General features: G+C 37.6%; 10 protein-coding genes. 4 read left to right on the plus strand and 6 right to left on the minus strand.

What is annotated here, in order from left to right:
* Positions 1-9 precede the first annotated feature (9 nt).
* Together HMPREF2810_RS02230 and fdrA are read right to left on the minus strand one after the other, a co-directional pair.
* Positions 10-843: an oxamate carbamoyltransferase subunit AllH family protein gene (locus HMPREF2810_RS02230; RefSeq protein ID WP_002415952.1), complete on the minus strand. Its 834-nt coding sequence runs from the start codon at positions 841-843 to the stop codon at positions 10-12.
* Positions 836-3,847, minus strand: coding sequence for a bifunctional FdrA/YlbE family protein (gene fdrA, locus HMPREF2810_RS15160; protein ID WP_002355249.1), 3,012 nt, complete (start codon positions 3,845-3,847; stop codon positions 836-838). The genes HMPREF2810_RS02230 and fdrA overlap by 8 nt, the downstream gene beginning before the upstream one ends.
* Before the next feature lie 122 nt (positions 3,848-3,969).
* Here fdrA and HMPREF2810_RS02245 point away from each other — a divergent pair, with 122 nt between their 5' ends.
* Positions 3,970-5,562, plus strand: a complete 1,593-nt coding sequence (locus tag HMPREF2810_RS02245) for a PucR family transcriptional regulator (protein WP_002383661.1) — start codon at positions 3,970-3,972, stop codon at positions 5,560-5,562.
* Positions 5,537-6,349, plus strand: a complete 813-nt coding sequence (locus HMPREF2810_RS02250) for an alpha/beta hydrolase (protein WP_002383659.1) — start codon at positions 5,537-5,539, stop codon at positions 6,347-6,349. Before HMPREF2810_RS02245 ends, HMPREF2810_RS02250 begins: the two co-directional genes overlap by 26 nt.
* Positions 6,350-6,389: 40 nt before the next feature.
* Here HMPREF2810_RS02250 and HMPREF2810_RS02255 read toward each other — a convergent pair whose 3' ends face one another.
* The 4 genes from HMPREF2810_RS02255 to HMPREF2810_RS02270 all read right to left on the minus strand — a co-directional run bounded on the left by HMPREF2810_RS02255 (position 6,390) and on the right by HMPREF2810_RS02270 (position 10,757).
* Entirely contained in the window at positions 6,390-7,601 is a 1,212-nt protein-coding gene (locus HMPREF2810_RS02255; protein ID WP_002415950.1) for an amidohydrolase family protein, read from the minus strand.
* A gap of 51 nt (positions 7,602-7,652) precedes the next feature.
* A complete protein-coding gene (locus HMPREF2810_RS02260) occupies positions 7,653-8,456 on the minus strand; it encodes an ankyrin repeat domain-containing protein (protein WP_002383656.1) in 804 nt (267 codons plus the stop codon).
* A 173-nt stretch (positions 8,457-8,629) separates the two neighbouring features.
* A complete protein-coding gene (locus HMPREF2810_RS02265; RefSeq protein WP_002383655.1) occupies positions 8,630-9,595 on the minus strand; it encodes a DUF4822 domain-containing protein in 966 nt (321 codons plus the stop codon).
* A 184-nt stretch (positions 9,596-9,779) separates the two neighbouring features.
* Complete coding sequence (locus HMPREF2810_RS02270) at positions 9,780-10,757, minus strand: DUF4822 domain-containing protein (RefSeq protein WP_002383654.1); 978 nt, start codon at positions 10,755-10,757, stop codon at positions 9,780-9,782.
* A gap of 323 nt (positions 10,758-11,080) precedes the next feature.
* Here HMPREF2810_RS02270 and HMPREF2810_RS02275 point away from each other — a divergent pair, with 323 nt between their 5' ends.
* Together HMPREF2810_RS02275 and HMPREF2810_RS02280 are read left to right on the plus strand one after the other, a co-directional pair.
* On the plus strand, positions 11,081-12,424 hold the full coding sequence (locus HMPREF2810_RS02275; protein ID WP_002416569.1) for a sensor histidine kinase: 1,344 nt from the start codon (positions 11,081-11,083) through the stop codon (positions 12,422-12,424).
* On the plus strand, positions 12,421-13,113 hold the full coding sequence (locus HMPREF2810_RS02280) for a response regulator transcription factor (RefSeq protein ID WP_002355236.1): 693 nt from the start codon (positions 12,421-12,423) through the stop codon (positions 13,111-13,113). The genes HMPREF2810_RS02275 and HMPREF2810_RS02280 overlap by 4 nt, the downstream gene beginning before the upstream one ends.
* Positions 13,114-13,121 lie beyond the last annotated feature (8 nt).

The raw sequence follows: 13,121 nt of genomic DNA on the forward strand, positions 1-13,121 counted from the left end.
GTCTTCTCCTCACTTCTCATCTAACTCTACAGATTGTAAAGCTAGTAACATTCCAAATGACATATCTTTACCAGAGGAATGTCCGATTTGTATAATTCTGTCAATATTTTCGTCAACTCTATTATCCCGATGGTTCTCCAAATCCAAGAGTAACTGATACAACAATGAATTTACATATCCTTTAGCCGAGCTTGCAATATAGCCTTTACTAACATCTGTTGTGGATAAATTTGCTGCCGAAAGAGTAGCGGCTAACGCCGCAGCTCTTTCATCAGCAAGTATGAACAGAATTGTTTGATACGCTACTAAAATGTCATCACCACTCGGGGTTAACCCTTTGCCCCGACCAATCAGATAATTCGTTACTTCTTGCCATTCCGATAGTGTCCAAACTTTTTGTTTTTGGCTCATTTTTTTGAAAATATGCTTTGCTCGTTCGTCTAAAGGCAGGCCAATTCTACGTTCTAAGTTTCTCGCTAATAAGCGGTCTTGCAACAAGCGTAATTGGTCTTTTTCTAACTTGAAATGAGTAATGTTTAAAGAAACGACCTCAGCAGGTGTGAGTTGGATCGTTTTCACGCCGACTGTACTGTAAAAGGTCAACTGATTTTCTGTGATTTTGACTTTATTACCTTGTTGTACATACGGAAAGATTTCTTGAAACAATTGATCTGGCAAAAACATACCAAAGCTTGATAAATAATTATGGAAGTTCGCAACATTGATTAATTGATCCTGGACTTTCAGATTAAATGAACGTTCAAAAACACTGTGAATGGTTCCCATCTTGCCATATTGGTGGATAGGAAAAATGTAGTCACTAATGACTAGTTGGTTATTCAACCGTAATGCCTAGTTTCTCAGCATACGCTTCTAGGGCTTTTTCAAAACAGCCTAGAGGTGCTCTAACTGTCCCTGCACCAATTTGACCAACACCGGCATTTTTATGTGCAATCCCTGTATTGATGATTGGTGTAATTCCTAATTCCACCACTTTACGGATATCAATTCCTAAACAAGTTCCTTGGAAATCCCAAGTTGGAATTGAAAATGTTGGGTTGTGTCCTTCACAGATTTTTGCCATTTCATTTGAGGTTGCTAACGCATCTTCAAAGCCACCTGCACCAACAAACCGTGTTACGCCAGGTGCAGCTACCATAGCCATTGCTCCAACGCCTACTGTTTCAGTAATTGCACTATCCCCGACATCAGGATTTCCGTCTTCTTCGCTGAAACCAGTGAAGTAAAGACCTTTTGGTGTATTTACTGGTGCGGTATGCCATTGATCGCCTGTTTCTGCAATCCGGACCCCAAAGTTCACGCCGTTACGAGTCATCGTTGTGACAATCGTTCCGTTGGTATCTTTACGGGCACCATCAACAATTGCTTTTCCAGTTGCCATCATGACATTTAAGAAGAATTGATCTGTGTCAGCTAAGAATTTGATTACTTCGTATTTTTGATCTTCTGGAATATCTGTTTTGATAATTAATGGAGACAATTCTTTTAAGAAGTTCAAAGATGCGGCAATATTTCTTTGGTGGAACTCGTCACCCATTGTAATAGAGCGCGCAATCAATACGTTTAAGTTCAAGCCTTCTTCAGAAAGTTTCAAAGCTTTCGCAATAGTTGGTCCTAAAACATCTTTAATCCAATCTAAACGATCAACCACTTCTTGTGAATAAGCACCAAAACGCAATACTTTACCGATACCTTCATTCAAGATACAGTATGCTTCGTTACCTTCTAAGCGATTTTCTACAACAAAGACTGGCATATTACCAGAAGTAATACCGCCCATTGGTCCAACTGCTTTTACATGGTGACAAGGAATGAAACGTACTTCGCCAGCTTCAAAAATCTTCAAAGCATCTTCTTCGTTGTCTGCCCAACGTTCGAATAATGCTGCACCGATACAAGCACCTTTCATTGGTCCAGTCATTTCAGACCATTGGATTGGTGGTCCAGCATGAAGTAATGTTTTTTGTGCGTCATCATTTAATTCTGGAATCACTGATTTTGCAGGTACCACATCTACTAAGAATGGTTGTGCATTTTTAATTTTGTCTGTTACTTTGTGATTTTCAGCTTCGATTTGTTCACTGTAATCTTCCAAAGCATCCAAAATTTTAATCATTTTTTTATTGCCGTTGGCACGCGGACGCCAGTTAAATTGAACAGTTTCGCCACCGTAATCAACGATTGATTCTGTAAAGCTTTGTAACCCAACGTTAATGATTCTTGGTTTGGTTGTTAATAGTTCCATTACTTTTTCGCCTGGTTTTGGTACATCGACAGTTGGTCCGTTGTAAGCAACCACTTCTTTATCGTCTTCTGAAATTTCGATTCCTTTTAACAATAAAGCTAATTGAACAGCTTTAGCATTGCTTTCTGCAACTAAAACGCCGCCTTCTTTCAAACGATCAACCGACGATTGGTAATTTTGCGGATCTTTCGTCGTCCCACAAACAGTTGCAACAAAGTAAAGATCACGTCCGGCTTCTTTGGCTGTGGCACGCGCTTCTTCAATTGCTGGTAACAATGCACCAACCATGTCTTCATGAGCACCGTAGCCTAACACCACATCGAATAAGATAATCCCAGTTTTTTCATCTTGTGCGTATTCACGAATTTTTTCGATACGAACATCTGGGTCAATCATTGGGTGGGGACGACCTTGTGTATACATATCATCGCCTAAGTCAATGACTTCATAACCGTGAGATTTCAAGACATAACCTTCTGCTTTCACTAAACCGCCAAGGTCTAAAGCTTCAGAAATTAACATACCTGCTTCAGAAGCTAATGTACCACCTGAATATAAGCCTTTTACAACTTTATCTTCTGGTAATGTTGGTACAGCTGGTTTTGCTAATGCTTCAAAGTAATTTTTCTTCACGGCCACATCATTTGCTAAATCAACAGCAATTTTAGCTGTTTCTTCTAATGTATGAGCTAGATAAACTTTGCCTTCGTGACTTGTTGGTTTTTCTCCTAAGAAAATCGCAACGACTGGTTTTGAAATACTTTGTAATAATTCAACCACTTCATCACGAACTTCTTTTGCAGGTGGTTTAGAGATGACTGTAATCACATCGGTTGGTTCGTGATTTTCTAAGGCCACAATAGCATCTTTCACAGTGATAGCGCCTACTTTGTCGCTTAAGTCACGACCACCAGTACCAATGGCGTGAACAACTCCGCCACCTAAGCGGTCAATAATCGTTGTAACTTCTTGAATCCCTGTTCCTGAAGCACCAACAACCCCAATGTTTCCTGGAGAAACAACATTTGTAAAGGCGATTGGAATACTTGAGATAATACCAGTTCCACAGTCAGGGCCCATCATTAGTAAGCCTTTTTCATGCGCTAATTTTTTCAAACGTACTTCATCTTCAATTGACACGTTATCCGTGAAAGAGAACACGTGTAAATCATTTTTTAAGGCACGTTCCATTTCTGGCGCACCATATTCACCAGGAATACTGAATAGCGCTACATTCGCCTCTGGTAAAAGATCAAACGCTTCTGACCAAGAAGTTGCTGCTTGTGCTTCTTCACTAGTTCCCTTTGCTGATAAATCATCTAAGAATTCATCAATCGCTGGCATAACTTCTTCCATGATGTTTTCTTTTTCACTGTCAACCACAATCATCATGTCGTTTGCAGATGCACTATTGGCCTCATCCGTTAACAAGTTCGTGTTGTTAAGGATGTCTTTGTTGGCATCTGTTCCCATCATGATTTGACTCATGGTTACACCATCTAATGCATTGATTTTATTGGTCAATAACATTAAGTTGATGGAGTCTTGGTAATTGTTTTTCAAAATTACTGTGTGTAACATTGTTCATCCTCCTATCTATTCCTTACAATGCTATTGTATCGAAACGAGAAAGTGTTTTCATCGGACATAATTCTAAAAAAATGGTATAATTTTTATCCATAAGAGGAAAAAAGGAGAAAACGATGAAATTAAGAGAGTTATTATCGATAGGTGACTTAAAAAAAGGTAAAATTTTGACGAAAGAGATTGGTTTAGACAATGAAGTTGATTCGGCAATGGTCTTAGAAGCGATTGATATCGAGAACTGGAGTAGAAAGAATCAGTTAATTTTGACTTCTTTCTACGCATTGCATGATCTACCCGAAAAAGAGTTGGAAAATTTTTTCGTAAAGATGCGCCGAATTGGCATCAGCGGCTTAATTTTGAAAACAGATCGATTCATTAAAATGATTCCAGAGTGGTTTATCGAATTATGTTTCAATTATGAAATTCCTTTAATTAAAATCACACAAGACATTAGCTATGAAAAAATTCTATTTACGATTTACGAGCCTTTGTTGAATTATCAGTCGCATGTCTTACGTACGTATTACGATGTGCGCCAACGTTTCACCAAATTAGAGCGCCACTACCCAACGGTTGAGACGATTATGCAAGAATTTTATGACATCATTAAATTACCCTTCGCTTTAAAAATGTTGGATAAACATCTGGAAATTAGCGATGGTGACTTACCCCATGATGCGATTGTGCTCTCAAGAGAAAAACTAAAAAACAGTGAATTCACTAAAAATGATTACTCTCTTTTAACACTTTATTCTCATGCCAACCCCAAAAAACAGTTGGCACTAGAAGTTTCTATTTTCAATAGTTATTCCACTAATTGTTTACTTCTGGTTTATTTACAAGATGAAAAGGTTAAAGAAACGGATTTAGTGATTATCGAAAATGCGATTGATGTCTTACAAGAAAAATTCAATACCGAAAATTTGTTAAAAAAAGAACGGTATACTCGTTTGAACAACTTAGCGGATGCTATTTTACAAAATACACCACAAAATCCTGACGAGCTAAACAGTTTGCTTCGTGAAGTGCAAATGCAAGAGCTAGATTCTTACCAAGCGATTGCTTTTTCTACCAAAGACACCAATACACAACTCATGAAAGAACGAATTATTGCCTTACTTCGTACCCTGCGTGTGAAATCCATCTTCTTCGATCAGCTAAATTATTCGGCGGTCCTTTTTAACTTCAATGAAAGTGATGGAAAAATTACAAAGCTGCAATTAAGTCGTTTATTAGCTGAACTTTTAGAAGAAAACGACACGCTTACCGTTGCCGTCAGCAGTTTAAAATCACGAGAAGGGATTAAAGAGCTACTGATTGAATGTCTGGACATTCTGCGCTTTAATGAAACTTTTTATAACGGACCAATTGTCACCTTAGCCGATATCGGGGTATTTAAAAATTTTATCCGCGAAGACCAATTGGAAAATTTAGACGAATTAATTCCTCGCGCACTTTATCAATTAGCCGAAAATAACTACGATTTGTTTGAAACCTTGTACAGTTTTTTCAAAAATAATCGCAACTATAAACAGACCTCTGAAGCGATGTTCCTTCATTCAAAAACGATTCGTTATCGTTTAAACAAAGTGGAACAACTTCTTGATATTGACTTAGCCAATCCCTTGCAATTGTTAAATTATGAAATTGCCACATACATTATAAAGATGAGGAGACGTGCACTTGAAAAACAATCAAACACTCGCTAATGGCGCAACAGTTACTATCTACCCCACTACGACTGAATCAACGAACTATGTCGTCTATTTACATGGTGGCGGGATGATTTATGGAACCAAAAGTGATTTACCAGAAGAACTGAAGGAGCTGTTTACAAGCAATGGCTATACCGTTTTAGCGCTGGACTATTTGTTGGCTCCAAATACAAAAATCGATCACATCTTAGGGACGCTAACAGAAACCTTCCAATTGCTAAACGAAGAGATTATTCAAAATCAGCCATTTGGTTTGTGCGGACGTTCCGCTGGCGGTTATTTAATGTTACAGTTAACCAAACAATTACAAACACTAAATTTGACTCCACAATTTTTAGTCAATTTTTACGGCTATACAGATTTAGAATTTATTAAAGAGCCACGAAAATTATTAAAGCAAGCCATTTCCGCTAAAGAAATAGCTACCATTGACCAAACAAAGCCTGTTTGGGATGATCCTTTTCTTTCTCGCTATCTGCTGTATCATTACAGTATTCAGCAAGGGCTATTGCCGCACTTTTACGGATTACCAGAAAATGAGGACTGGTCTGCTTACGCACTGTCAGACGAAACATTAAAAACGTTTCCACCTTGTTTCAGTACAGCTAGTAGCTCAGACGAAGAAGTGCCGTTCCGCTATAGCAAAAAAATCGGACGGACCATTCCTGAGAGTACTTTTAAAGCGGTTTACTATTTAGAACATGATTTTTTAAAACAAACCAAAGATCCTTCGGTCATCGCTTTATTTGAGCAATTGGATAGCTGGTTGAAGGAACGATAAGCATAACAAAAAAAGAAGCGAGAAATCTCGCTTCTTTTTGTTATTTTTGATAAAGTGTGGTTCCTTTTACCACACTGATTTCCACCGGTGTCTGACGAGCGACAAAAGCCGCCGCACATTCTGCTTCAGTGAGTAAGTAAGTTGCTTCAGCACCAACTTGCGGCCAATTTGCTTGCCCTTGTTCATCTAAAGTCGTGATACCATCTGTCACTAAGCCTAATAATTGTGTTAAAGCATCTTGATCTTTCACATTAAAAAGTTCACCTAAACGAGCCAATTTTTCTTGTAATGAGCCATCACCATAAGGAGACCAGCAATCGTAGATATTGTCACAACCAAGATGGACATTGACTCCATGACGTAACAATTCCATAATTGGCGGAATCGTGTTAGGTGTGATTGGCACGCTGGAATTAATATGAATTTTTTCTGCTGCTAAAGCGTCATAAACTTCGTCACGTTCTTCACCAATGAAATCATTTAACCCGAAGGCATGACTGATAAATACTTTGTCTTGTAGACCATATTCTTTCGTTAAACGAATAATTTCTTTAATCGTTGTTGTCCCAGCTTCATGACGGTCATGTAAATGAATATCCACACCGACACCATGTTTATCTGCTAAGCGGAATGTTTCAGCCAATGATTTTTTGTAATCACCATCTAGTGAATAAGGATCCACGCCACCAATAAAATCGGCACCTTTTGCCAATGCTTGATCAACTAATTCAACGGAATCTGAACGTAGTAAGCCGTGCTGTGGAAAGACGACAATTTCTACCGCAAATGGTTTCGCTTGGCCCAATGCTTGGACTTCATCAAAATAACGTAAGTCTGTCATCGGTTCCACGTCAACATGTGTTCTGAAGGCTGTCGCGCCATGTGGTAATTCTAAGTCAATTAAATGATTGGCGCGTTCAGTTAAAGAAAGTTCTAAACTATCTAAATAAGGGATTTCTGCTTCGACACGTTCCACAATTGACTTCGCTGGCGTCACCGGATACCACGGAACACCTAGTTTACTTTTATCAAAGTGACAATGTTTTTCAATCAAACCTGGTAAAATCAATTGATGGTGACCATCAATAATTGTCAACCCAGGTTCTTCTACCAATTCTTCATTGGGGATGATTTTTGTAAATACTCCATCTGTTACTTCAATTGCCACTTCTTTGGTTACTGTCCCAGATAACCAGTCACCTTCTTTTTGATACCCTGTTTCAATTCGAACATTTTTTAACCAATAATTCATGCTTTCCTTCACTCCTACCTGTATTTATTCCTTCCCGAAAGGACACAATACTTAGTTGTACTGTGCTAAAATTTTACTAATTTCCGTATAACCTTTTTGATTGGCATAGTCCATTGCTGTTCGACCAGAATTGTCTTTAATGGATTGATCCGCACCATTTTCCATTAACAATTTTACAATATCTTGGTAAAGTTGGTTCCCTTCACGTAGCCCCACTGCCTCAATCAACGCTGTATAGCCAAAGTCATTTTGGAAATCTATGTCTTCTCGTCCATCTTCTAACAAGAGCTTCACATTGTCAATATGTCCTTTTTCAGCTGCCGGAATTAACGCATTGCCACCGTAACGGTTATGCTTAGTTAAATCTGGTGTCGCATTTTTTAACATATACGCTAAAATCTCCGTACGTCCTTGCGCTCCCGCATAAAGATAGGGACTATCACTAATGCTATTTTGCAGATTAATATCGGCACCCCGATCAATCAACGCTTTTGCAATCTCAATGTCATTATTGTGAACAGCGATATTGAGCGGTGTGTTGCCTTCTGTGTCGACTTCATCCACTTGATAAGTAGTATCTTGTAAAATTTCCTTGACCTTCTTCGTATCTCGTTGATTGGCTGCTTCTAAAAGCGCACCCACTTCATAGGTCTTCATCGGTTCTTTCACTTCCTCTTTTGATGTTGTTTGAGCTACCGAACGGGTTGTACTGGTGCTTTCAGTTTTTGCACTACTTTGAGTAGTCACCGTTTGACTATTTTTTGACGCTGCGGAGGGTGTTTCTCCTCCTTGACACGCAGCAAGTAATGGAATGGTCACGACACTTAATAGCCCCATTAAAATTTTTTTGTTCATTGTGCTCAACTTCCTTTCCTCGAGAGAAATATGAGATTTTTCTCCAGTGGTTCTAATCTAACGAATCTTTTTTTATTTGTCGATTAAAACGCTTTCTCTGTTTTTCTATTTTAAAAAGAGAGAAACCAAAAGCAGGAAGTCCTGCTTTTGGTTCCTATTCTCATGTCTAGTTTTTAAAAGGTAAATGTTGGATTAAAAGTTCCTTGGTAAGGTTCATGTTCCACGAATACTTGAATATCATTACCAGCGTTATCTTTGCCCATTCGAGTATACGTAAATCGATCATTGTTTAGTTCCGTTAATTCTAGCGCCGCACCGTAACGATTCGTACCAATAGATACATGGGCCCGAATCTTGTTATTGTCCACCACTTGGAAGTACCCAAAGTCGCCGCGGGTTTCACCCGTTTGTAAATTGAAAAATTCATATTTACTTGTGTTTGGATCAAATTTCGCTAAACTAATGAAATTTTGATTGGCCGCTGTCACATCATTCCCATTTTTATCTACGACTTTTGTGCCATTCCACAATGTTGTTCTTAAAATTTTATCCCCTGATTTATTTGTCACAATTTTGCCAGTTTGATTGGTTAATGCTTCACGTCCATTTGTAAAAGCTAATTTTTTCCCATGATAAGGGATGTGTTCCACGTAAACTTCAACATCATTCCCCAGTTTATCTTTTCCTAAACGTTTGTAAGTAAATTTATCTTTACTCACTTCAGTTAAATCCACTATGGCTTGATAATTTTGTGTCCGCGAAATTAAAATTCGTTTTGTACCATCACCTGTCACAAAAAATGTTCCTTCGTCACCACGGGTTTCCCCAGTATTTTTGTCGAAAAACTCGTAAAAACCGGTTTCACCATCATATTTTGCTAACCCAATAAAATTAGCATTTTCTGCCGTTAAATCATTACCTGCAGCATCATAAACTCGGGTTCCTTGCCAGTCCGTACCAGATAAAATCTTAGTCGCCTTGTCGCCTTTTGTTTGGCCATTGTTTTGATGTTTACCTAAATTTGCTGTAGCACTGTTTGGATTGGCTGCATGATCTGCAAATGCTGGACTTGCATAACCTGCTATCAGTAACGTACTTAATGTTACTAAAGTAATCGAACTTAATACTTTCTTTTTCATAAAGCATCGCTCCTTTTCTTTGATAAACCTATCTTAACAAACGATTCTAAACTACCACTGTCAGAAAAATGAACAATTTATAAACGATTAAAAACAACTATAAACTATTTTTTTGTTAAAAATAAAGTGGTCAAAAGAATCCTTTACTTTCTTTTGGCCACTTCATCTACTCGTAATTGACTAATTAGAACGTGAAGTTTGGCGTAAAGTCGCCTTCATACGGTTCATGTTCCACAAAAACTTTAATTTCTTTGCCGTTATTGTCTTTACCCATTCGTGTATACGTAAAACGTTTATCATTTAATTCTGTTAATTCTAATGCAGCTCCATATTTATTGTCACCAATTGAAACATGGGCACGGATTTTGTTATTATCAATTACTTGGAAGTAACCAAAATCTCCACGAGTTTTACCCGTTTCTAAATCAAAGAATTCATATTTACTTGTTTTATTATCAAATTTTGCTAAACTAATAAACATTTTATTTGCTTCAGTAACATCGTTACCGTCTTCATCTAAAACTTTCGTGCCATTCCATAATGTGGCCCCTAAAATGTCATCGCCAGGTTCATTGGTAACAATCTTGCCAGTTTCTGTTTCTAAATCTTTACGACCGTTCGTAAAAGTTAACTTTTTGTCAGAATAAGGGACATGTTCTACAAAGACTTCTACATCTTTACCATCTTTATCTTTCCCCATTCGCTTATAGGTAAATTTATCTTTCGTCACTTCCGTTAAATCAACCACTGCTTGATAGTTTTGTGTATCCGAAATTAAGATACGCTTTTCGCCATCGTCTGTCACGAAGAATGTGCCTTCATCGCCACGGGTTTCACCTGTTTCTTTGTCGAAAAATTCATAAAAACCTGTTTCACCATCATATTTTGCTAAACCAATAAAATTAGCATTTTCTGCTGTTAAATCATTATTGTTTTTGTCGTAAACTTTTGTGCCTTGCCAATCAGTACTGGATAAAATTTCTGTTAATTCTTGTCCTTTTGATTGCTCTTTAGCTGCTTCTGCTGAACTAGAGACTGCAGTGCTTGAGCTAGCTGCACTTGATTTATCTGTTGCAGAGTTGGCTCCGCCAGCACAGCCTGCAATCAACAACGTACTAAAGGTTAATAAGGTAAGCGCACTAAAAACTTTTTTCTTTTTCATGGTTGGTAATCCCCTTTTTCTTTTTGATATATCTAGAATAGCAAAGCCTTATAAACTCCTACTTGCCGAAAAATGAACAAATTATAAACAAATGAAAAAAAGTTAATAACAATACTAGCTTTTTTTTGTTCACTTGTAATACACTATAATTAAGAAATAGATTAAAACCACTAGGAGGGACGCTTTTGACCATTAAACGCCGCTTTTTTATTTCTTATATTAGTGCCATCATTATTACTTTAGCCTCTGTTTTAGCTGTTTTATCCTTAGCTTCTTACATCACATTAGGAACTGTCCCCAGTTTGCCCCAAGCTTACCGAATGATGAATAAGCAACGACCATTGACCGCTAACGAAGAAGAAAGTTATTTATCCTTAGATCAATTGTTAAAAAAGTCACCGAAATTACTAGATACGCCTTTAAGTAAAGAATTAAAGGAAACGATTCAAACAATTGAGGAAAAAGGATTAAGTGTGATTATTCGAAAGAATGCACGGTTTCCTTATTATTCGGATAATTTAGTAGAAAAATCTTTGTCTGTACATATTCCAAACTACGAAATGAATAATATTATGCCAACTGGCACACTGGATAATGCAGGGCGTCTATATCATTATGTCAAATCCGATTTTCATTATTTAGATGGTTCTAACGGGAGCTTTATTGTCTTGAAACGCGAAAGCAGCCTTTTTGAATTCTTCACACGCTGGATTATCTGGATGATTTTGTTAATTGTCCTTGTAGCAATTGCGGCAGCTTGGCTCATTAATAAGCGCTTAACCAAAACCACTATCGAGCCATTAGAAGCATTAGAAAAAGCGACTAAAACATTGGGTAAGGAGGCCCAAAAAGAAAATCCATTTACACCAACTAACCACCAAACCGTCTCAACGGAAGTCAAACAGCTTCAACTTAGTTTTGAACAAATGTGGCAAGATTTAGAAGAAGCCAATGCGGAACGCGAAAAATATGAAGATAATCGGAAAGAATTAATTGCCAATATTTCTCATGACTTAAAAACACCAATTACTTCTATCATTGGTTACGTTGAAGGCTTGATGGATGGTGTTGCCAATACCGAAGAAAAAAAACAGCGCTATTTAACGGTCATTCATGAAAAAAGTTTAGGCCTCAATGATTTAATTGAAGAATTATTTTTGTATTCTAAATTAGACCTAGACCGTGCTGTCTTTACAATGGAAAAGACCAATTTCACTCGTTTTATTGCACATATTCTTGAAGAATACCGTTTGGAACAAGAACTCGTGATTACTTCTGTACTTCCCACCGAAGCCTTATACGTTCAAATGGACCCCACGCAGATGAATCGCGTGATTACCAATCTAATTCAAAATAGCATTAAATTTGCGGATCCCACTAAAGAACAACTAGCCTTTACGATTTCTTTAACGCATAATCAAACAGACTTAGTTTTAACCATTACAGATAACGGCATTGGTATCGATAAAAAAGAATTACCTTATTTATTCGAACGCTTCTATCGTGTAGACAAATCTCGAACCCCAACAGTTAAAGGAAGCGGCTTGGGATTAAGTATTGTCAAACAAATTATTGACTATCATCAGGGAACAATCACTGTCACAAGTAAAAAAGGAGACGGCACCAACGTGATAATTACGTTGCCGTTGTTGGAGGATGAAAAATGAAACCACATGTATTAATTATTGAAGATGATCCAAGCATTGCTGATTTGCAAAAAGATTATTTAGAAATTAACGATATGACTGTCACAATTGAACATGATGGAAAAAAAGGATTGGAAGCAGCTTTAAATGAGCCCTTTGATTTAATTATTTTAGATGTGATGCTGCCAACTATGGATGGTTTTGAAATCTGTCGTGCAATTCGAAAAAAAAAGCAAACGCCGATCATGATTGTTTCGGCTAAAAAAGAAGATATTGATAAAATTCGTGGGCTTGGCTTAGGTGCTGATGATTATATAATCAAGCCGTTTAGTCCCAATGAATTAGTCGCTCGAGCAAAAGCCCATATGAACCGTTATCAATTGCTAAGCAAAGCAGAACAACCACCACAATTACTAAAAATCAATGAAATCGCTGTCGACACTGCCGCCCACAAAGTGTTTGTTTTAGAAAATGAAGTTATTTTTACAAGCAAAGAATACAAATTGTTGGTTTTCTTGATGGAACATCCTAATCGCGTGTGGAATAAAGAAGAACTTTTTGAAAGTGTCTGGGGATTTGATGCCTTAGATACTGAGGTTTCGACTGTCGTTGTTCACATTAAACGGATTCGGGAAAAATTAAAAAAAGCCAATCTTTCTGACTCTCCAATTGAAACACTCTGGGGAAGTGGCTACCGCTTCAATCGATAAAGAGAGCA

The sequence above is a fragment of the Enterococcus sp. HMSC078F03 genome (assembly GCF_001811595.1).
GTDB classification, from domain to species: Bacteria; Bacillota; Bacilli; order Lactobacillales; family Enterococcaceae; genus Enterococcus; species Enterococcus faecalis.

Coding starts and splice junctions, on each gene's coding strand:
- HMPREF2810_RS02265 (WP_002383655.1), bottom strand. CDS start 9,595: ATGAAAAAGAAAGTATTAAGTTCGATTACTTTAGTAACATTAAGTACG.
- HMPREF2810_RS02270 (WP_002383654.1), bottom strand. CDS start 10,757: ATGAAAAAGAAAAAAGTTTTTAGTGCGCTTACCTTATTAACCTTTAGT.
- HMPREF2810_RS02280 (WP_002355236.1), top strand. CDS start 12,421: ATGAAACCACATGTATTAATTATTGAAGATGATCCAAGCATTGCTGAT.
- HMPREF2810_RS02245 (WP_002383661.1), top strand. CDS start 3,970: ATGAAATTAAGAGAGTTATTATCGATAGGTGACTTAAAAAAAGGTAAA.
- fdrA (WP_002355249.1), bottom strand. CDS start 3,847: ATGTTACACACAGTAATTTTGAAAAACAATTACCAAGACTCCATCAAC.
- HMPREF2810_RS02275 (WP_002416569.1), top strand. CDS start 11,081: ATGAATAAGCAACGACCATTGACCGCTAACGAAGAAGAAAGTTATTTA.
- HMPREF2810_RS02260 (WP_002383656.1), bottom strand. CDS start 8,456: ATGAACAAAAAAATTTTAATGGGGCTATTAAGTGTCGTGACCATTCCA.
- HMPREF2810_RS02255 (WP_002415950.1), bottom strand. CDS start 7,601: ATGAATTATTGGTTAAAAAATGTTCGAATTGAAACAGGGTATCAAAAA.